Origin of the sequence: Streptosporangium sandarakinum (assembly GCF_050942225.1) — a bacterium.
Taxonomy (GTDB): Bacteria; Actinomycetota; Actinomycetes; order Streptosporangiales; family Streptosporangiaceae; genus Streptosporangium; species Streptosporangium nondiastaticum.
This window is the reverse complement of the sequence record NZ_CP192034.1, coordinates 369,453-389,990: the sequence shown is the minus strand read 5'-3', so window position 1 is coordinate 389,990 and position 20,538 is coordinate 369,453. Positions and strand designations below refer to the sequence as shown.

Annotated in this window: 16 protein-coding genes; 6 read left to right on the top strand and 10 right to left on the bottom strand. The window is 72.6% G+C overall.

The window, feature by feature from the left end:
- Positions 1-8: 8 nt before the first annotated feature.
- Positions 9-626, bottom strand: coding sequence for a mycothiol-dependent nitroreductase Rv2466c family protein (locus tag ACQP10_RS01885; RefSeq protein WP_433541867.1), 618 nt, complete (start codon positions 624-626; stop codon positions 9-11).
- A gap of 146 nt (positions 627-772) precedes the next feature.
- Here ACQP10_RS01885 and ACQP10_RS01880 point away from each other — a divergent pair, with 146 nt between their 5' ends.
- Positions 773-2,305 (top strand): PLP-dependent aminotransferase family protein, encoded by a 1,533-nt coding sequence (locus ACQP10_RS01880; RefSeq protein WP_433540763.1) that lies wholly within the window; start codon positions 773-775, stop codon positions 2,303-2,305.
- 123 nt (positions 2,306-2,428) lie between these two features.
- Here the strand turns inward: ACQP10_RS01880 and ACQP10_RS01875 are convergent, their stop codons facing one another.
- From ACQP10_RS01875 to ACQP10_RS01865, 3 genes are all read right to left on the bottom strand, one after another.
- Complete coding sequence (locus ACQP10_RS01875; RefSeq protein ID WP_386150038.1) at positions 2,429-3,706, bottom strand: aminotransferase class I/II-fold pyridoxal phosphate-dependent enzyme; 1,278 nt, start codon at positions 3,704-3,706, stop codon at positions 2,429-2,431.
- A gap of 175 nt (positions 3,707-3,881) precedes the next feature.
- Positions 3,882-4,631, bottom strand: coding sequence for an HNH endonuclease family protein (locus ACQP10_RS01870; RefSeq protein WP_346018022.1), 750 nt, complete (start codon positions 4,629-4,631; stop codon positions 3,882-3,884).
- A gap of 269 nt (positions 4,632-4,900) precedes the next feature.
- On the bottom strand, positions 4,901-5,869 hold the full coding sequence (locus ACQP10_RS01865; RefSeq protein ID WP_433540762.1) for a magnesium transporter CorA family protein: 969 nt from the start codon (positions 5,867-5,869) through the stop codon (positions 4,901-4,903).
- A gap of 323 nt (positions 5,870-6,192) precedes the next feature.
- Between ACQP10_RS01865 and ACQP10_RS01860 the strand changes: the two genes are divergently transcribed.
- Positions 6,193-6,762: a hypothetical protein gene (locus ACQP10_RS01860; RefSeq protein WP_179820840.1), complete on the top strand. Its 570-nt coding sequence runs from the start codon at positions 6,193-6,195 to the stop codon at positions 6,760-6,762.
- A gap of 118 nt (positions 6,763-6,880) precedes the next feature.
- Here the strand turns inward: ACQP10_RS01860 and ACQP10_RS01855 are convergent, their stop codons facing one another.
- Positions 6,881-8,254, bottom strand: coding sequence for a benzoate/H(+) symporter BenE family transporter (locus tag ACQP10_RS01855; RefSeq protein WP_433540761.1), 1,374 nt, complete (start codon positions 8,252-8,254; stop codon positions 6,881-6,883).
- Between the two features lie 72 nt (positions 8,255-8,326).
- Here ACQP10_RS01855 and ACQP10_RS01850 point away from each other — a divergent pair, with 72 nt between their 5' ends.
- Positions 8,327-8,944, top strand: coding sequence for a helix-turn-helix domain-containing protein (locus tag ACQP10_RS01850; protein WP_433540760.1), 618 nt, complete (start codon positions 8,327-8,329; stop codon positions 8,942-8,944).
- A 69-nt stretch (positions 8,945-9,013) separates the two neighbouring features.
- On the opposite strand, the gene ACQP10_RS01845 is transcribed toward ACQP10_RS01850, so the two are convergent.
- From ACQP10_RS01845 to ACQP10_RS01830, 4 genes are all read right to left on the bottom strand, one after another.
- Entirely contained in the window at positions 9,014-9,757 is a 744-nt protein-coding gene (locus ACQP10_RS01845; protein ID WP_399498823.1) for an MBL fold metallo-hydrolase, read from the bottom strand.
- 162 nt (positions 9,758-9,919) lie between these two features.
- The gene (locus tag ACQP10_RS01840) at positions 9,920-10,435 is read right to left on the bottom strand and encodes a GNAT family N-acetyltransferase (RefSeq protein WP_433541866.1); all 516 of its coding nucleotides are present in this window, start codon (positions 10,433-10,435) and stop codon (positions 9,920-9,922) included.
- 38 nt (positions 10,436-10,473) lie between these two features.
- The gene (locus tag ACQP10_RS01835) at positions 10,474-10,746 is read right to left on the bottom strand and encodes a DUF1778 domain-containing protein (protein ID WP_346018027.1); all 273 of its coding nucleotides are present in this window, start codon (positions 10,744-10,746) and stop codon (positions 10,474-10,476) included.
- 226 nt (positions 10,747-10,972) lie between these two features.
- Positions 10,973-11,536 (bottom strand): hypothetical protein, encoded by a 564-nt coding sequence (locus tag ACQP10_RS01830; protein ID WP_433540759.1) that lies wholly within the window; start codon positions 11,534-11,536, stop codon positions 10,973-10,975.
- 290 nt (positions 11,537-11,826) lie between these two features.
- On the opposite strand from ACQP10_RS01830, the gene ACQP10_RS01825 reads away from it, so the two are divergent.
- Positions 11,827-12,675 carry a putative RNA methyltransferase gene (locus ACQP10_RS01825; protein WP_433540758.1) on the top strand — a complete coding sequence of 283 codons (849 nt, stop codon included), beginning with the start codon at positions 11,827-11,829 and terminating at the stop codon, positions 12,673-12,675.
- 173 nt (positions 12,676-12,848) lie between these two features.
- Entirely contained in the window at positions 12,849-14,615 is a 1,767-nt protein-coding gene (locus ACQP10_RS01820; RefSeq protein WP_346018030.1) for a S9 family peptidase, read from the top strand.
- A gap of 65 nt (positions 14,616-14,680) precedes the next feature.
- Here the strand turns inward: ACQP10_RS01820 and ACQP10_RS01815 are convergent, their stop codons facing one another.
- Positions 14,681-16,219, bottom strand: coding sequence for a PP2C family protein-serine/threonine phosphatase (locus ACQP10_RS01815; protein WP_346018031.1), 1,539 nt, complete (start codon positions 16,217-16,219; stop codon positions 14,681-14,683).
- Positions 16,220-16,341: 122 nt separating this feature from the next.
- On the opposite strand from ACQP10_RS01815, the gene ACQP10_RS01810 reads away from it, so the two are divergent.
- Entirely contained in the window at positions 16,342-20,535 is a 4,194-nt protein-coding gene (locus ACQP10_RS01810; RefSeq protein WP_346018032.1) for a HAMP domain-containing protein, read from the top strand.
- The last annotated feature ends 3 nt before the right edge of the window (positions 20,536-20,538 follow it).

Below are 20,538 nucleotides of genomic sequence, written 5' to 3'. Positions count from 1 at the left end.
CCTCCTGCTCAACGGGTGATCGGCGGGCGGGTACGGCTCCGCTTCAGCTCGAAGAACCCGTCGACGCCGGTGACGAGCAGCACGCCGTCCCAGAGCCGCCCGGCGTCCTCGCCACGCGGAATCGGGCTCACCACCGGCCCGAAGAAGGCGTTGACCGTGCCGTCCGGGCCGTGCACGTGGATCGCGGGGGTGCCGAGGTCCTCGCCGACCGGGCCGAGGGCGGCGCGGTCGGCGGCTTCCAGCTCCCCGTCCAGTTCGGCCGTCTCGGCGGCGTCGGCGAACTCGGCGGGCAGGCCGGCCTCGGCCAGCGCGGCGAGGTAGAGGTCACGGCCCGGCGGCGTCCTGTCGTGGTGGATACGGGTGCCGAGCGCGGTGTAGAGGTCGCGCGCGGCGGCGGCGCCGTACTTCCGCTCGACCGCGAGCGCCACCCGCGCCGGGCCCCACGCCTGGGCGAGCCACTCGACGTACCACTCCTCCAGCCCCTCGCGGCCCTCGTTCAGCACCGCCAGGCTCATCACGCGGAAGCGGACCTCCACCTCGCGGACCCGCTCGACCTCCAGCAGCCACCGGGAGGCGATCCAGGCCCAGGGGCACTTGGGGTCGAACCACATGTCGACCGTCGTCATCTCGTCTTCCTCCTCGTCGGGTGCGGGTCGGTCGCGCTCGCCGATCACGTTCGACACTCACGTTATGGAGCCGATTGGCTCGCCGTAAGATCCAATATCCGGCGAATCGCTCAGGCCAATCCGGCGAGAGACGAGAAAGGACGCGGATGGACGTCCACGTGACCCTGACCGGGCGCGGCGACCTGGCCGCTCGCATCTACCGGCAGCTCCGCGAGGCCGTCCTGGACGGCAGGCTCCGGCCGGGCGAGCGGTTGCCGCCCACGCGCGAACTGGCCCGGCGGCTGGAGGTCTCCCGCAACACGGTGTCGATCGCCTACGACCGGCTGACGGCGGAGGGCTTCCTCGTCGGCAGGGTCGGAGCGGGCACCTTCGTGTGCGACGAGCCGCCCGGCCGGACGCTCCCGAGGAGCGCGCCCGTGGGCGGCGGCGTGCGCCCCCGCGCCTTCTGGCGGTCCGCCGCGCCGGAACCGGGGACCGGGACGGTGGTCCCGCCGGAACCGGGGGCCGGGGTGGCCGTCCCGCAGGAACCGGGGACCGGGACGGTGGTCCCGCCGGAACCGGGGGCCGGGGCGGTGGCCCCGCCGCTTTACGACTTCCGGGTGGGCGTCCCCGACGCGGGACTGTTCCCGCTGGAGACCTGGCGCCGCCTCCTCGCCCGCGAACTCCGCGCCGCCCTGGTCCGGCCCGCCGGGTACGCCGACCCGGCCGGGCACCCCGGGCTGCGCGAGGCGATCGCCCGGTACGCGGGCGTGTCCCGTTCGGTACGGGCCGGCGTCGCCGACGTGCTGGTCACCGCCGGCGCCCAGCAGGCTCTGGACCTCGTCGGGCGGGTGCTGATCGAGCCCGGTGACCTGGTCGCGGTCGAGGAGCCGGGCTACCCCCCGGCGCGGGCGCTGCTGCGGTCGCTGGGCGCCCGCGTCACCGGGGTGCCCGTCGACGCCGAGGGGCTGGTCGTCTCCGCCCTCCCCGACGCCGCCCGCCTGGTCTACGTGACGCCCTCCCACCAGTTCCCGCTCGGCACGCCGATGTCCCTCGCCCGCCGCGCCGCGCTGCTGGAGTGGGCCGCGCGGCGGGGCGCGGTGGTCGTCGAGGACGACTACGACAGCGAGTTCCGGTTCGAGGACCGTCCGCTGGAGCCGCTGCAGAGCCTCGACCGGGGCGGCCACGTCGTCTACGTCGGGTCCTTCTCCAAGACGCTGCTGCCCACGCTGCGCCTCGGCTTCCTGGTGGCCCCGGCCTCGCTGCGGCCCGCGCTGCGCGCCGCCCGGCGGCTCACCGACTGGCACGGCGAACCGTCCGCGCAGGCGGCCCTGGCAAAGTTTCTCGACGAGGGGCTGATGGGACGGCACATCCGCCGGGCGACGCGCGAGTACGCGGCCCGCCGGAAGCGGATCGTCGCCGCGCTCCGGCGGGACTTCGCCGGGCTGCTCGACCCGGTGCCCTCCGTGGCGGGCCTGCACCTGTGCGCCCGGGTCTCCACCGGCGTACGGCTGGACGCCGGCGAGGTGGTCTCCCGCGCCAGGGTGGCCGGGATCGCGGTGGAGTCACTGGCCGGGTACTGCGGTGAGACGCCCGCCCAGGCGGGGCTGGTGATCGGCTACGGCGCGATCACGCCGGAACGGATCGCGCCGGGGATGCGGCGGCTCGCGGAGATCGTCCGGGCCGCCGTCCGGGACTGACGGCGGACGGCTCCCGGAGTTCCGGGTCCCGGGGGGCGGTCCCCAGGTAGGCGGTCCTCGGGAGGTCTCCCGGGTGGGCGGTGGGCCGCCACGCCACCGGGAGACCTCCCGAACCCGGATTCCCTACCCGGCCCGCTCCAGCAGCTTCTCGGTCGCGACCAGCCGCACGCAGACGGTCAGCCCGGTGATCGCCAGCTCCAGCTCCGCCAGGTCCGGATAGGTCGGCGCGATCCGGATCGTGCTGTCGCGGGGGTCGTCCCCGTACGGGTGGGTGGCGCCCGCGGGGGTCAGCGCGATGCCCGCCTCGCCCGCCCGGCGCACGACCTCGCGCGCGCAGCCCGGAAGGACGTCGAGCGTGACGAAGTAGCCGCCCGCCGGGGTGGTCCACGAGGCCAGGCCGGTGCCGCCGAGCTCCTTGGTGAGAACCGTCTCCACCAGGTCGAACCTCGGCCGGAGCAGCTCGGCGTGGCGGCGCATGTGCGCGAGGACGCCGTCGGCGTCGCCGAAGAACTCCACGTGTCGAAGGTGGTTGAGCTTGTCGGGGCCGATGGTGCGCTTGGCGGTGTTCTTCAGCGTCCAGGCGACGTTCGCCTCGGACGAGCCGAAGAAGGCGACGCCGCCGCCGCTGAAGGTGACCTTCGAGGTGGAACCGAACACGAAGGCGCGATCGGGGTGGCCGTGCTCGGCGCAGAGCGCCAGGACGTCGGCGATCTCCACCGGCGTGTCCGTGAGGTGGTGGACGGCGTAGGCGTTGTCCCAGAAGATCCGGAAGTCGGGCGCCGCCGTGGGCATCGCCGCCAGGCGCCGCACCGTCTCGTCGGAGTAGGAGATCCCGCTGGGGTTGCTGTACTTCGGTATGCACCAGATCCCCTTGATCTGGGCGTCCTCACGCACCAGGCGCTCCACGACGTCCATGTCGGGGCCGTCGGCGGTCATCGGAACGGAGATCATCTCGATGCCGAAGCGCTCGCACAGGGCGAAGTGGCGGTCGTACCCGGGGACCGGGCACAGGAAGGCGATCCGCGGCTCGTCCACCCAGCGGCGGTCGGCGCCCGGGACCCGGTCGAGCAGCGCGTGCACGATGGAGTCGTGCATCAGCGCGAGGCTGGAGTTTCCGGCCGCGATGAGCTGCCCGGCCGGGACCTGCAGCGGTCCGCTGAAGATCTCCCGAAGCTCGGGGAGCCCCTGGAGCCCGCCGTAGTTGCGGCAGTCGGTCCCGTCGGCGGCGGTGTGGCCGCCGGGCAGGGTGAGCATCCGGTCGGCGAGGTCGAGCTGGCGCGCCGACGGCTTGCCCCTCGTGAGGTCGAGGGAGAGCGAGCGCGCCCTGAGCGCCTCGTAGTCGCGCAGGGCGCTGTCACGCCGGGCGGCGAGCTCGCCGGGGTCCGAAGCGGGAATCGTCACGTGGTTCCTCCGCCTGACGGTCGCGGGTGGGGCTTCGCACGAAAGGATAGGAGATCGCCACGGCCGGATCGCGGCATTCGCCGCCCGCCCGGGAGCGCGGCGCTTCCCAGGACGCCGTGCGTCGCCTTCGGGTGTCCGGAGGACGTCTCCGCGACGTTCCCGCGCGTCTCCGTGCTCAGCGGCACTGGGCCAGCATGGCCGTCCTGTCGGCCCTCCTGACCGGGAGGCCGTACTTCAGCGCGACCTGCGCGAAGCGGACGACGTAGGCGCAGCGAATGCGGCGGGACGGCGGCAGCCAGGTGGCCGGACCCGAGCCGCCCTTGGCCTGGTTGGCGGCGCCGTACACCGGTATGAGGTTGAGCGGGTCGTTGGCGATGCGGATCCGCTTGGACAGCGGCCACCGGGAGGCGCCCATCCGCCACTCGTAGGACAGCGGTATCACGTGGTCGACCTGGACCACGTCGGCCCGCTCCCTGCGCCACCGGATCGTCCTGCCGGTGTAGGGGTCGCGCAGCCGCATCGCCACGACGACGCAGCGCGACCCCTTCCGGCGCGTGATGTCGTCGCCGTCGCGGGCGAGGACGTCGTCGCGGGTCCGGCAGCCGTTGCGCGCGTACGGCACGCCCCTGGCCCGGTCGCTCCAGTTCTCGCCGAACCTCGTCCGGCTGTACCCCTTCACCGGCCCGACCCTGCCGACCCGCAGCCTGCTGATCAGCCTGCGCGCCGCCGCCCGGTCCCGCGTGGACAGGACCGGGGCCAGTCCCGGCCGCACACCCCGGGGGTTGTCGAGCGGGACGGCCCTCGCCCGGGTGCCGCTCCGCGCCGACGTCCCGGCGTCGCTTTCCGCCCGGGTGCCGGACTGCCCCGCCAGCGAGAACATCACGGCCGCGCCGAGAACGGCGGCGACCACCCCCCGTGTGCCCACCTATGCCTCCGGAGCGAGTGACAGGCCCAGAAGCTCTCGGGCTACCCGCGTCCGTACGGATCACACGAACTGTTCCATCACTTCTGGCACGCTCGGCGGTGAGTCATCCGGAACGCCTGGTCAACCGCGGATGTCCCGTGAGCCGGGAGTGCCCGGTGAGCAGGACGAGCCGCGGGGCACGGCGACCGCGACCCGGTCACGACCGCCCGGCGCTGCCGGGACCCCGTTCCGCGGCTCCTCACCACGGCGGTGATCCGGCAGGACGGAACCTAGAGCCAGCCCTTCTTCTTGAAGACCACGTACAGGGCGGCCGAGGCCACGATGATGGCCGCGGTGGAGGCCCAGAAGCCGGCCGGGTGACCGTAGCCGGGATACGGCACGTTCTGGCCGTAGTAACCGGTGATCATCGTGGGCACCGCGACGATGGCCGCCCAGCTCGTGATCTTCTTCATGATGTCGTTGAGCCGGAACCCCTGCTGGTTCATGTGGGCCTCGCGCACATTGCCCACCAGCTCGCGCAGCGAGTCCGTCCACTCCGCGACGCGCAACGCGTGGTCGTGGACGTCCTGGTAGTAGGGGGTCAGCACGGGGTCCAGGGTCTCCACGTTCCGGCGCAGCAGGCTGCCCACGACCTCCCGCGTCGGGACCGCCATCCGCCGGAACCGCACCAGCTCCTTGCGCATCTCGTAGGTCTGGCGCTGGATGTGCGCGCGGTCGCCGGGCTGCTCGTCGAAGAGCTCGTCCTCCAGGTCCTCGACCCGGTCGTCCAGTTCCTGGAGCACCTCGAAGTAGCCGTCCACCACGTGGTCGAGCAGGCCGTGCAGCAGGTACTGCACTCCGTACTTGGCCATCGCGCCGTTGGCGTCCCAGCGCCTGACGACCTCGTCGATGTCGAACTCCGGACTGTCCCTCACGGTGACCAACGCGTTCTTCGTGACGAAGACCGACAGCCCGACGAGGTCGAGCCGCCCGCGTACCGACTTCGCCCCGTAGACCGTGAGGAACAGGTGGCTGTCGTAGATGTCCAGCTTGGGACGCTGGTGGCTGTGCAGGGCGTCCTCGACGGCCAGCTCGTGCAGGCCGAGCTCCTCGCTGATCTTCGCCAGGTCGGCGGGGGTGGGGGAGCACAGGTCGAACCACACCGTGGCGGACGGGTCACAGACGTGGTCGGAGACCTCGTCCACGGGGAAGCCCTCCGCTTCCAGGACGCCGTCGCGGTACAGGCGGGTACGGTTCATGGCCGTCAACGGTAGCCCGCGCCCCGGTAAAGCGGCACCACCCCCGTGGGCCCGTTCCCCGGCGGCGACCCCGTCCCCGGCTGCTCCGCGCGCTCCGGCGGCGTCCATCCGGCTTCTCGCATCCCGGCGGCGTCCGTCCGGCTCCTCGCGTCCGGCGTCGTTCCCTTCCTGACGACCCCCGCCGGCGTTCCCGCCCTGGTCGGCCCCGGAAACCCCGGCCGCGTCGGCGTTCCGGCGGCTCCCGGCGTCCCGGCCGCGCGCATAATCCCGCCTCCCCGGGGCAGAGGCGGTGGCACCACAGACGCAGCCCGAAGTGAGGTCAAATGATAGTTCTGGGACTCCTCATGATCGTGCTCGCGGGCGCTGCCGTGATCGCGGTTTCCTGGGACGAGACCGCCACGGCGACCACCCCCGCGTCGTTCACGGTCTTCGACCAGACGATCCAGCTCTCCCAGCTGGAGTTCTTCTTCGCCGGCGCCATCACCGGCGCCGTGTTCCTGCTCGGCCTTTCGATGATCTTCAGTGGGATGCGTCGCGCCGCCGAGAAGCGCCGCCGTTTCCGCGAGACCAAGCTGGAGACGCGTGACCGCGTCGCCCGCCTGGAGGCCGAGAAGCGGGAGCTGGAGCGCAAGCTGGAAGAGACCCCCGCCACCACGACCGCCACCACGACCACGACCACGACCGACGCCCACGTGCCCGCGCGCCGGACCCCGGTGTCCGACCGCGACGGCGACGGCGTCGCCGACCGCGCCCCGGTGTTCGACCGGGACCGCGACGGCATCGACGACCGGAACGAGCCGACCGCTCCGCACCCCCGGATCGACGTGCCCCGGCAGTCCAGCGACGACCGGCTGGTGGCCGGCCGCCACGGGCGCCACGAGAACACCCGGTGACCATGCCCCGATCTGGTTCATCGCGGCGTCCTCGCCGGTGCGGCACGCAGGCCGTACCGGCGAGGACGCGTTCCGGCGGGGACGCAGACGACCCGCTCGCCCGGCGATAGCTCGGCGGTCACCGCTGGGCGAGCCGGGTCTCCCCCCGGGACGCGCCGGCCTTCTTCCCGGGGAGCCCAGACTCCCCGGGGTCGCCGGCACTCCCGTGGGCACCGGACTCCCCGGCCCCGGAGCCCTCCCCGGCACCGCCGGCGCTCTTCCCGGGACCCCCGGCGCCCTCGGCGCTCTCCCCGGAGTCCCCGGTGTCCCCGGTGTCCCCGGTGCTCTCCCCCGATTCGGCCCGGCCCTTCCTCCGGCCGTGCAGGAGCGTCATCGCCCCGCCCGCGACCAGCCCCCAGAAGGCCGCCCCCACCCCGAACAGCGTGAACCCCGAGGCGGTGACCACGAAGGTCGCCACCGCCGCCTCCCGGCGCTCCGGGTCCGCCACGGCCGCGGTGACCGCCGAGGCCAGCGCGCCGAGCAGGGCCAGGCCCGCGACGGCCTCGATCAGCACGGGGGGTGAGAGCAGCACCAGCGCGGTCGCCAGGCCGGAGCCGAGGCCGAGGACGATCATCGATCCCCCGGCGGTGACCGAGGCGATCCACCGGCGTCCCGGGTCGGGGTCGGCGTCGGGACCGGCGGCGAGCGCGGCGGTGATGGCCGCCAGGTTCACCGCGTGGCCGCCCAGAGGCGCCCCGGCCACGGTCGCCAGGCCGGTGCCGACGAGGATGCCGCCCAGCCGGGGACGGTAACCGTACCCGGCGAGTACGGCCATGCCGGGCACGTTCTGCGAGGCCATGGTGACCAGGAACAGCGGAAGCGCGATGCTCACCATGGCCTGCACGCCGAAGGACGGCACGGTCGGCACGACCACCGGGCGCACGTCCACCGCGCCGAGGCCGGGGCCGGTGAGCGCGATCGCCGCGACCGCGACCAGCAGCGCCCCCGGGACCGCCCACATGCGGGCGAACCTGCTCAGCAGCGCCCAGGTCAGTACGACCGGGACGGCCATCGCCGGGATCTCCGCGAGCGCGCGGACCGGCGCGACGCACAGGCCGAGCAGCACCCCGGCGAGCATGGCACCGGCGATGGGGGCGGGGATGGCGGCGATCCAGCGCCCCAGCACGGGGAAGAGCCCGGCGGCGACGACCAGCAGCCCGCACACCGCGAACGCGCCGACCGCGGCGGGGAAGCCGCCCTGCACCGCGCCGGTCGCGGCCAGCAGCGCCGCGCCCGGGGTGGACCAGGCGATGGTGATCGGCATCCGCCGCCGCAGGCCCAGCCAGATCGCCACCACGCCGTTGGCCAGGCAGAGCGCGAGCAGTCCCGACGCCGCCTGCCGCTCGTCGGCGCCCACCGCCCGCAGGCCGGCCAGGACGACGGTGAAGGAGCTGGCGAAGCCGACGATCCCGGTGACGACCCCGGCCGTCACCGGTTGCAGAAGGCGTGTCATCTGATGGTCCTCTCCCGGTGCGCGAGCCGATCGTTCCGTAAACGGAACGACGGCGTGTTGCACGATATCCCCATGAAGCCCGGCACACCAGTCCCCCGTCCGGCGCTCGACGCGGGCGTCCAGGAGGTCGGATCACGGATCCGCAGGCTGCGCGAGGAGCGCGGCGTCTCCCTGTCCGAGCTGGCCCGGCGCGCCGGCGTGGGCAAGGCGACGCTCTCCGGCCTGGAGAACGGCACCCGCAATCCGACCCTGGAGACGCTCTGGGCCGTCACCGCCGAGCTGGGCGTGCCGCTGGCGCTGGCCCTGGGCGCGGACGCGACCGGGCGGGGACCCGGGGAGACGGCGCCCTCCGGCGCCGCGGGCGCGGTCATCCACGGCGCCGCCGTACAGGCCGAGCTGCTGGAGGTCTTCCAGGACGAGGCGGTCACCTACGAGCTCTACCGGCTGGCGGTCCGGGCGGGGACCGTCCAGACCTCCCCCGCCCACCACGCGGGCGTCACCGAGCACATCACCGTCTTCTGCGGCACCCTCCGCGCGGGCCCGGCGGACGCGCCCCTGGTCGCCGGGCCGGGCGAGCATGTGAGCTGGACGTCCGACGTCCCGCACACCTACGCGGCGGTCGGCGACGAGGACGTCCGCGCGAGCCTGCTCATCCGCTACCCGCGCCGCCCGCCGGCCCCCGGGCGGTGACCGCGTGCGGCCGCCGGCGGACGGGCCCGGAAGGCACCCGGAGAGGACTCCGGAGGTTCCCGGCGCCCGTCAGCGGACGGGGGTGAAGGGCTCGGCGAAGTGGGCGGTGGCGATCAGCCCGTTCTCCGCCCTGACCCGCTCCAGCAGTTCGACCCGGGTCGCCGCGGCCTGCTCGGGGTCGGCGTCGTAGAGGTAGGGCACCTTCGGGTCGGCGAGCTGCACCGGGTGCAGCACCACGTCGCCGGTCAGCGTCAGCTCCCCCACCTGGACGACCTGGTGACCCGGGGTGTGCCCGGGCGCGTGGAGCACCCGGATGCCGGGCAGCACCTCGGCTGGGCCGTCCACCACCCGCACCCGCTCGCCCAGCGGCCGGACCACGTGGTCGAGGACCGCCTCGGAGGCGGTGTCGACCTCTGCCCGCTGCAGGAGGTGACGGGCGTTGGGGAAGGCGGGCACGCCGCCGACCACCGCTCCGCTCGCGTGGTCGCTGTGCAGGTGCGTGATCACCACCGCGTCCACCTCCTCGGGGGTCACCCCCACCCGCGTCAGCTCCGCGCCGAGCGCTCCGGGCGCCGGCGCCCAGCTCGCCGCGGGGGAGTCCTCGGGACCGACCCCGGTGTCCACCAGCACGGTACGGCCGGCCGCGTCGCGCAGCAGGTAGCAGTGGAAGTGCAGGATCCACTCGGCGTCCTCGTGGACGCCCCCGGGGAACAGCTCCGGCAGCGGACGCCAGACGTCACCGCCCATCGGTCCCACGGCGTCGCACAGCGGGAACACCTCGACTCCCGCGACGATCCTCGGCTCGTGCCGCATCCGGCCTCCTGCTCCCATGTTCCAGCGGATTCCCAGTGATACCGGACATCCGTCCCCGCTCACCACCCTCGGCGGGATTCCGGGACCCGCCGGTCTCCGGGCCGCTTCGCTGGGAACACGACCGGCCGGAGGCCGATCCCGGGGGCTTCGGTGCGGCGGCTCTCACCGCCCGCCGGACCGGCTCCGATGGCCACCATCCGGCCACCGGTCTCCGGAGCCCAGCGAACGCCGCAGGTCCTTGGTGAGAAGTACGAGGTGGAGCGGGTCGGTCGAGCTGCTTTCGAACTCGGCGATACGCGTGTAGAACCCGCGGGCCGCCTCGTTCTCACAGTGGATCAGCAACGCCCTGACGCCTATCCGGTCGGCCACGTTCCCCACCCTGCGCAGCGCGTCGGCCACCAGTGCGCGTCCCAGCCCGACTCCCTGGGCGGCGCGGTCGACCCCCAGACGCGTCAGGAGTATGACGGGCCGGTCATGCCGGCCCACGCCTTTGAGCAGCCGTTCCGGGGCGGATGGCGCCGTCATGCTTCCGGCGGCCAGAGCGTAGTAGCCCACGACCCGTTCGGCATCGAGGTCTTCCACGACGTAGACACGGGAGGTGCCGGCGGTGTGCGCCATTCGACCGTACCGACGGAGCCAGTCACTCTGTGCCGGAGAGCCGCAGTCGAACTCCTCCACCCGGTGGCTCCTCCGCGGGAGCTGCAGGGGAGCAAGCTTCACAGCAGCTCGTCGAGGATCGTGTGAGTGTCGAGGAGTTCACGAAGTTTCGGGAGATCCCGCGCCGGCCGATCCGACAACGCGTCGAAGGCCGCCCACTGCTCCTCGCTCAGCCTGAAGACGGTTCGGTCGGCCAGAGCGTGCTCCGCTGCGACGGTCGCGGCATCCAGGATGAACGCTGAGACGGATCTGCCCTCGGCCGCGCTCGCCGCCTCGAACAGCTGCTTCCGCTCCGCGTCGACCCGGAGGTTGATGCGCTCGTCCTTCGCCATGACAACGGTGTACGTACGTTGTGCATACATACGGCGGATGCCACTCGGCGCATCAACAATCCGCATGCGATCCATCACAGATAGTTGAAGAAACTGGACGGGCTGGTTCCCGAAGGCCCTCCTCGAATGGCCGCCCGGCTGCGGCCGCTTCCCCTGGGTGGACGACCCGCCCCGGACGGCTCAGGCCATCCGGACGGCCCTGGCCTGAGAGCGGCGCGGCCGAGGACTACCGGGGCCAGCCGGCGATGGTCTCGGCCTTGATGGGGTCCACGTGGCAGCGGAAGGGCACGCGCCCGGCGTCGAGGAGGCAGACCCGCACGTCCACCCGGGTGATCTCGCCGTCCGACGACAGCCGGAAGGGGACGCTCGCCCGGCAGGTGGTGCTCGGCCGCGCCCATCCGGTGCCGCCGCCCGCGTAGTGGAACCTGGCGCGGACGTAGGCGCAGTGGCCGCGGTGGGCGTCGCGGTCGCGGAGCGTACCCGACACGACGAACGTCTCGGCGGAGAAGTCGCTCACCCACACGTCCGCCGCGGCGTGGCCGGAGTGCCCCGCGGCTGACCGGACCGGCCCCCAGTGGTACTTCGTGCCCGCGGGCGCGACGGCCCGCACGGCGCTCACGGACGCCGCGGAGGCGGTGGAGGCGGTGGAGGCGACGGGAACGGCGACCTCAGGCGAACCGATGGAGCCGGTGAAGCCGGTGAAGCCGGTGAAGCCGGTGGACGCGGCGGCGGGCAGGCCGGCCGCGAGCACGAACGCCAGCGCCCCGCCGATGACAGTGATCTTCCTCATGCCCCCTACAGATAGTCCGCCCGACTTGCAGAGCCCTTGTGCTCCGCTGAATGGTTTCGTCCCTTCGCCGTGGCCCCGACGATTCATCCTCATCACCCGTGCCGCCCGCGGAACGACGACGACCGGGGCCGTCGGCCCCACGTCGGCCGGGGGACGCCGGCGCGAGGACGCGTGCCCGCCGTACGGTCCCCCTCATGGGCCGGGGCCGCGCGGGGAGCGGGCGTTTTCCGGGCGGAGGCGCCCTGCGGCTACGCTGCGCCGGTAAGGCCGTCTTCGTCGATTGGTTTCCGGTGAGCCTCGCAGACATCGTCGAACACCTCATCTGCCCGGTCTGCGGGGACGGACTCGGCCTCGGTGACCGGGTGCTCCGCTGCCCCCGGGGGCACGCCTTCGACATCGCCCGGCAGGGGTACGTCAGCCTGCTGACCGGTTCCCAGGCGCCCGGCACGGCCGACAGCGCCGCCATGGTGGCGGCCAGGGACTCCTTCCTCGGAGCGGGGCACTTCGCACCGCTGGTGGACGCCGTCGCCGCGGCCTGCCGTACCGGTACGGGAGCGGCGGACGTGCGGGTGGTGATGGACGCGGGCGCGGGGACGGGCCACCACCTCGCCGGGGCGCTGGACCGGCTGCCGGGGGCGGCCGGCATCGCGCTGGACGTCTCCAAGAACGCGATCAGGCGGGCGGCGCGGGCGCATCCCCGGCTGGGGGCGGTGGTGGCCGACGTGTGGCGGCCGCTGCCCGTCCGCGACGGCGCGGCCGACGTGATCCTCAACGTGTTCGCCCCCCGCAACGGGCCGGAGTTCGCCCGGGTGCTCGGGCCCGGAGGGTCGCTGGTCGTGGTCACCCCCACGCCGCGGCACCTGCGGCCGCTGGTGGAACGGCTGGGCCTGCTGTCGGTGGACGAGGACAAGGAGCGGCGGGTGGCCGCGAGCCTGGACGGCCGGTTCGCCGAGGCGGAGCGGAGCGTCCACGAGTTCGAGATGGCGCTGGACCGCGCGGCGGTCGAGGCCGTCGTGGGCATGGGGCCGAGTGCTTGGCACACCGATCCGGAGAATATGCGGCAGGAAATTGCGAAACTGCCGGAAACGAACTACGTGACGGCTTCTTTTCGCATGTCTATCTTCCGGCGGAACCCGTGAGCAAGGATGCGGCTTGACAGCAACCTAAGGGGCGCATGTTACTTAAGTGACATATAGTCCGAAATTGCCACACATTAGCCACGCGAAACACGGGGCGAACCGACATACTGGACGGCAATCCGGCGATCCCTACGCCTGGATCGTAGCCATGCCATGACGGAGGGAAGCGCCGTATGCAGGCCGAGGAACGCTGGCAGACCAGGTTCCGGGCACCGCGCGCGACGCTGCCCGCGTGGGCGCCCCAGGCCCCCGCGCGGGCGGTCTACCGCAGCAACGCCTCGGGCACCTGGGAGGTCTACGCCTGGGACCGCTCGGCGGGCTCCGTCCGCCAGGCGACCTCCCGCCCCAAGGGCACCTCGCACGGCGCGATCGACCCCTCCGGCCGGTGGATCTGGTGGTTCTCCGACACCGACGGCGACGAGTGGGGCCGGTGGATGCGCCAGCCCTTCGGCGGCGGCCCCGACGAGCCGGTTGACCTCCCGCCCGGCACCCCGGCCGGGCTGGCCCTGTCCGCGACGGGTGACGCGGTGGTCGGCATGGCCCGGCCCGGCGAGGGCTTCACGATCCACCTCGTCCGGCCCGGCCACCCCGCGCGAGTGATCTACGAGCACGCCGAGGCCGCCTCCGTCGCCGCCATGTCGCTGGACGGCTCGCTGATCGCGATCAGCCACAGCGAGCACGGCGACGCCCGCCACCCGGCGCTGCGCGTGCTCCGCCCGAACGGTGAGACCGTCGGCGAGCTGCACGACGGCCCCGGCCGGGGCGTCCTCGGCCTGCGCTTCGCCCCGCTCCCCGGCGACCGCAGGCTGCTCGCCCTGCACGAGCGCAGGGGACGCCGCGAGCCGCTGGTCTGGGACCCCGAGAGCGACGAGCAGCGTGAGATCTGGCTGCGCGACCCCGGCGAGATCACCGCCGAGTGGTACGGCGACGCCCGCTCCCTGCTCATCGTCCGCGCCAACCGCGGCCGCACCTACCTGCACCGCTACGACCTGGCGGGCGGCCGACTCTTCCCGGTCGAGACCCGGCTCGGCGTGATCGACGCCGCCGTCCCCCGGCCCGACGGCTCGGTGGAGTACTCCTGGTCCAGCGGCGCCCACCCGCCGGTGATCCGCTCCAGCAACGGCAACGTGGTGATCAGCCACGGCGGGCCGACCCCGCCCCCGTCCGTCCCGGTCCAGGACCTCGACGTGACGGGTCCCGGCGGGCGCGTCCACGCCCTGGTGTCCCGTCCCGAGCGCGGCTCCGGGCCTCTCCCGGCGGTCTTCCTGCTGCACGGCGGGCCGGGCAAGCACGACGACGACTCGTTCCTGCCGCAGGTGGCCGCGTGGGTGGACCTCGGCCTCGCGGTCGTCCGGGTCAACTACCGCGGCTCCACCGGGTACGGCTCGGCCTGGCGGGACGCCCTGACCGGCGACGTCGGCCACATCGAACTGTCCGATGTCGCGGCCGTCCGGGACGCCCTGGTGGCGCAGGGGATCATCGACCCCGAACGCCTGGTGCTGGCCGGCGCCTCCTGGGGCGGCTACCTCACGCTGCTCGGCCTCGGCACCCAGCCCGGGACGTGGGCGGCGGGCGTCGCGGCGGTGCCGCTCACCGACCACCTGGCCGCCTACGAATCCGAGCCGGAGGCGCTGCGGGCCTACCACCGCGCGCTGTTCGGCGGCCCGCCCGACGAGCACCCTGAGCGCTACGCCGTCAGCTCCCCGATCACCTACGTCGACCGGGTCGAGGCGCCGGTGCTGATCCTGGCCGGGGAGAACGACCCGCGCTGCCCCATCGGCCAGGTCGAGAGCTACGTCACCCGGCTGGCCGAGCGCGGCCACGAGCACGAGGTCCACCGGTACGACGCGGGCCACGGCTCACTGGTCGTCGCCGAGCGGATCGCGCAGATGGCGCTCCAGCTCGACTTCGTCCGGAAACACGTCAAGCTGGACGACTGACGCCCCGCTCCGCCGTACCGGCGCCCGTCCGGCGGGCGTGCCCGGCCGGCACGCGGAGCCGGGGCTCAGCGGGCGCGCAGGACCACGATCGCCATGTCGTCGGCGCTCGGGTCGGGCGCGAAGTCCTGTACGGCGCGGCGGATCCGCTCGGCGACCGCCCGCGCCGACAGCCCCACGCACTCGGCGAACAGCTTGGCCAGCCCGCCGTCGTCGTCGAGCAGCCTGCCGTCCCGGCGCCGCTCGGTCACCCCGTCGGTCACCGCCAGCAGGACGTCGCCCGGGTCGAGGTGGACCGTCTCGGCCTTGAAGGTCGCCTCGGGGAAGACGCCCAGCAGCGACTGGGAGGTCACCACCGTCTCCACCAGGCCGCTCGGCCGCAGCCGCAGCGCCTCCGGATGACCGGCCGAGACCAGCGACGCGTCGAACCCGGAAGCGGCCGGCACGAGCTCCCCGTGCAGCAGCGTCAGGAAGCGCGCCCGGTCGCCCTCGTCCAGGATCGCCTGGTTGAGCCGGTCGAGGACGGCGGCTATGCCGTACCCCTCGCGGGCGAGCAGGCGCAGGGTGTGCCGGGCCAGGCCGGTGACCGCGGCGGCCTCGGGGCCGGTGCCGCAGACGTCGCCGACCGCGAAGCGCCAGGCGCCGTCGCGGGCCGCGAACAGGTCGTAGAAGTCACCGCCCACCTCGTTGGTCTCGCCTGCGGGCTCGTAGACCACCGCGGGGTCGAGGCCGGGGATCTCGCCGGGCTCACCGGGCGGGAGCAGGCTGCGCTGGAGCGCGCGGTTGGCCGCCGCCTGCGTGGCGTACAGCCGGGCGTTGTCCAGTGCCAGGGCGGCGCGGCGGCCGATGTCCTCGGCGTACTGGAAGGCGTCCTCGGCGAAGCGGTCGGGCCGGCCCAGGCACATCACGCCCAGGGCGCGCCCCCGGGCCAGGAGCGGGATCACCAGCATCTGGGAGTCGCCGACCTGGAGGGTGCCGCCGGCCTGCGGGATCCGTACCGTGTCGAGCTCGTCGCGCAGCGCGTCGATGCGGCGCTCGTCGGCGTGCCACACGTACGCCGGGCGCCGCGGGCCGCCGTCGTCGCCCCAGGTGTAGACGGCGCACCAACTGGCCAGCCGGGGCACCACGATCTGCGAGATGATCGCCGGCACCATGCCCGGGTCGAGGGTGCCGGCCAGCAGGTCGCTGGCGTTGGCCAGGAAGCCCATCCACAGCGGGCCCCTGCTCGGCTCCCCGATCTCCCACTCCCCGGTCGCCGGGCCGCCGGCCTCGGGCAGCCGCAGCCGCACCCAATGAGTACGGGTCTGACCTGCGAAGGTGACTCCCCACTCCTCCACAGGTACGGTGGGAGCGGCAGGGGTTTTCTCCGGAACGCCCCGCTGCCGGACCTCGATCTGGACGCTGTCTCCCAGGTGGCTCCAGACGACCTCGAATGGTTCGTCGATCACCTGCGAGGAGAGCTCTCCCGCCAGATGTTCGGCCGATGCCATCACGGACACGGCGGCCCAGGCGGTCATCACCTCCGTGGTGAACCGTCTGGCGGCGAGGACGGCCGTGTCTGCTGGGGCGAACGCCGCAGCCAGGACGGCTCGGGGAGCATTAGTCATTGCTTCGTGCCTATCACACTTGACGGTGGCATGGGGTAATTCGAAGGCGGGACTCGGGGTTGCGCACCGTGACAGACTGGGATGACTCACGGATGCGCCCCCCCGGGAGTCAAGGAGGTCTCATGACCACGGCCGACACCGTGTCCCACGTCGAGGAGCGGCGTTACAGCGAATCGGATCTCAGGCCGATCCTGCAGACGCTCATCACCTGGCGCGACGGCGACTTCCGCCGCCGCGTCCCACACGCTCCCCCGGGGATCCTGAGTGAGATCCGTCTCCTCCTGAACGAGGTCGCCGACCGCCGTGAGCACCTGGCCAACGAGCTGCACCGCGTCCGCCGCGAGGTGGTGCGGGAGGGCCGGTTCGGTGAGCGTCTCACCCCCGGCCCCGGCGTCGGCTCCTGGGCCGAGAGCGTCGACTCGGTGAACCTGCTGATCGACGCCCTGGTGGGGCCGGTCACCGGCGCGGCCGACGTGATCGACGCGGTCGCCAAGGGCGACCTGTCCCGCCGCATCGACCTCAGCCGGGGCACCCGGGGCGAGGTGCGCCGCCTCGGCAAGGCCATCAACGGCATGGTCGACCAGCTCTCCCTGTTCACCTCCGAGGTGACGCGCGTCGCCCGCGAGGTCGGCACCGAGGGCCGCCTGGGCGGGCGGGCCAACGTGCGGGGCATGTCGGGGAGCTGGCGCGACCTCACCGAGGCCGTGAACACGATGTCCAGCCGCGTCTCCGCGCAGGTCCGCGACATCGCGCTGGTCACCACCGCGGTCGCCAAGGGCGACCTGAGCCGCAAGGTCACCGTCGACGCGGTCGGCGAGATGTTCGAGCTGAAGAACACCGTCAACACCATGGTCGACCAGCTCTCCGCGTTCGCCGAGGAGGTCACCCGCGTCGCCCGCGAGGTCGGCACCGAAGGCCAGCTCGGCGGCCAGGCCCGCGTCCGCGGCGTCTCCGGCGTCTGGAAGGACCTCACCGACAACGTCAACGTCATGGCGAGCAATCTCACCACGCAGGTGCGCGCCATCGCCGACGTGTCCACCGCGGTGGCGCGGGGCGACCTGTCGAAGAAGATCACCGCGGACGCCGCGGGTGAGATCCTCCAGCTCAAGGACACCCTGAACACCATGGTGGACCAGCTGTCGATGTTCGCCGACGAGGTCACCCGCGTCGCCCGCGAGGTCGGCACCGAAGGCCAGCTCGGCGGCCAGGCCCGGGTGCGGGGTGTGTCGGGGGTCTGGAAGGACCTCACCGACAACGTCAACTTCATGGCCAACAACCTGACCTACCAGGTCCGTAACATCGCCGAGGTCACCACCGCCGTCGCCAACGGCGACCTGACCCGCAAGATCGACGTGGACGCCCAGGGCGAGATCCTCGCCCTGAAGACCACCATCAACACCATGGTCGACCAGCTGTCCTCCTTCGCCTCCGAGGTCAGCCGCGTCGCCCGCGAAGTGGGGTCGGAGGGACAGCTCGGCGGCCAGGCGCAGGTGCGGGGCGTGTCGGGGGTCTGGAAGGACCTCACCGACAACGTCAACGTCATGGCCAACAACCTCACCACCCAGGTGCGGCAGATCGCGGCCGTCTCCACCGCGGTGGCCCAGGGCAACCTGTCGAAGAAGATCACCGCGGACGCCGCGGGTGAGATCCTCCAGCTCAAGGACACCCTGAACACCATGGTGGACCAGCTGTCGATGTTCGCCGACGAGGTCACCCGCGTCGCCCGCGAGGTCGGCACCGAAGGCCAGCTCGGCGGCCAGGCCCGCGTCCGCGGCGTCTCCGGTGTCTGGAAGGACCTCACCGACAACGTCAACTCCATGGCCAACAACCTGACCTACCAGGTTCGCGACATCGCCGAGGTCACCACCGCCGTCGCCAACGGCGACCTGACCCGCAAGATCGACGTGGACGCCCAGGGCGAGATCCTCGCCCTGAAGACCACCATCAACACCATGGTCGACCAGCTGTCCTCCTTCGCCTCCGAGGTCAGCCGCGTCGCCCGCGAGGTCGGCTCCGAAGGCCAGCTCGGCGGCCAGGCCCGCGTCGAGGGCGCCGAGGGCATCTGGAAGCGGCTCACCGAGAACGTCAACGAGCTGGCCGGCCGCCTGACCACCCAGGTCCGCGCGATCGCCGAGGTCACCACCGCCGTCGCCCGCGGCGACCTGACCCGCTCGATCACCGTCGACGCCGAGGGTGAGATCGGCGAGCTGAAGGACAACATCAACACGATGGTGTCGGTGCTGCGCGACACCACCACCGCCAACCAGGAACAGGACTGGCTCAAGTCCAACCTGGCCCGCATCTCCCGCCTCATGCAGGGCCACCGCGACCTGATGGAGGTCGCCAGGCTCATCATGAGCGAGCTGACCCCGCTGGTCTCCGCCCGCTACGGCGCCTTCTACCTCGCCGACGCCTCCGGCGACCTGCACCTGATCGCCGGGTACGGCACGCGCCCCGGCTCCAACGCCCGGGAACGGTTCAGGATCGGCCAGGGCATCGTGGGACAGGCCGCCCTGGAGGGCAGGCGGATCGTCCTGGACGACGTGCCCGCGAAGTACCTCACCGTGGACACCGGCCTCAGCTCCTCCTCCCCCGCCCAGATCGTCGTGCTGCCGATCCTGTTCGAGTCGCAGGTCCTCGGCGTGCTGGAACTGGCCTCCTTCCGCCAGTTCGGCGAGGTCCACCACGACTTCATGACCCAGCTCGTCGAGACCATCGGCGTCACGATGAACACGATCATGGCCAACTCCCGCACCGAGGACCTGCTGACCGAGTCGCAGCGCCTCACCACCGAGCTGCAGGAGCGCTCCGACGAGCTCCAGCGGCAGCAGGAGGAGCTGCGCCGCTCCAACGCCGAACTGGAGGAGAAGGCCGCGCTGCTGGCCAAGCAGAACCGCGCCATCGAGATCCAGAACTTCCAGATCGAGCAGGCCCGCCGGACGCTGGAGGAGCGCGCCGAGCAGCTCGCGGTCTCCTCGCGATACAAGTCCGAGTTCCTGGCCAACATGTCGCACGAGCTGCGCACCCCGCTGAACAGCCTGCTGGTGCTGGCCAAGCTGCTCACCGAGAACACCGAGGGCAACCTCACCGTCCAGCAGGTCGAGTTCGCCCGGACCATCCACGGCGCCGGCTCCTCCCTGCTCCAGCTCATCAACGACATCCTCGACCTGACCAAGGTCGAGGCCGGGCGGATGGACATCCACCCCCAGCAGATCTCCCTGCCCAAGCTCGTCGACTACTTCGAGGCCACCTTCGCCCCCGTGGCACAGGACAAGGGCCTGTCGTTCGCGGTCGAGGTCGACCCGGCGGTCCCGCAGGAGGTCCACACCGACGAGCAGCGCCTCCAGCAGGTGTTGCGCAACCTGCTGTCCAACGCGATGAAGTTCACCCCCACGGGCGAGGTACGGCTGCGCGTGAGCTACGCGCAGCCCGGCGTGGCCTTCGTGGACGACACCCTGCGCGGCGCCACCGGCATCCTCGCCTTCGAGGTCGTGGACACCGGCATCGGCATCGCCGCCGACAAGCAGGAGGTCATCTTCGAGGCGTTCCGCCAGGCCGACGGCACCACCAGCCGCAAGTACGGCGGGACGGGCCTGGGCCTGTCCATCTGCCGGGAGATCGCCCGCCTGCTCGGCGGTGAGATCCACGTGGTCAGCGAGGTCGGGAAGGGAAGCATCTTCACCCTCTACCTCCCGCCGGTCTACAGCGGCCCGCTGGCGTCACGCGACGGCGGAGCCGCCGTGCCGGCCGCCTCCGCCCCGTCCCACGAGGAGACACCCGTCCTCGTGCCGGACGAGACGCCGGCGGAGCCGGTCGCGCTGCCCGAGATGGAGACGATCCTGCCGGAGAGCCTGCCGGCCCCGAACCCCTGGCAGAGCGAGACGAAGCCCTGGAAGGGCGAGGACCCGCTCACCGGCGCCAAGATTCTGATCGTGGACGACGACATCCGCAACGTCTTCGCGCTGACCAGCGTGCTCGAACGGTACGGTTCCACGGTCATCTACGCTGAGAACGGGCGTGAGGGCATCGAACAGCTCGAACGCAACGAGGACGTGGCGTTGGTGCTGATGGACATCATGATGCCCGAGATGGACGGCTGGGCCACCACGTCCGCGATACGCCAGATGCCACAGTTCGCCGATCTGCCGATTATCGCGCTAACCGCTAAGGTCATGCACGGCGACCGGGAGAAGAGCATCGCGTCCGGCGCCTCCGACTACGTGCCGAAGCCCGTGGACGTCGACCGCCTGCTGGAACGCCTGCGCGGCTGGCTGAGCCGCGGCAAGGCGACCGGCGACTCCTACGAAGGGGCTTGATCG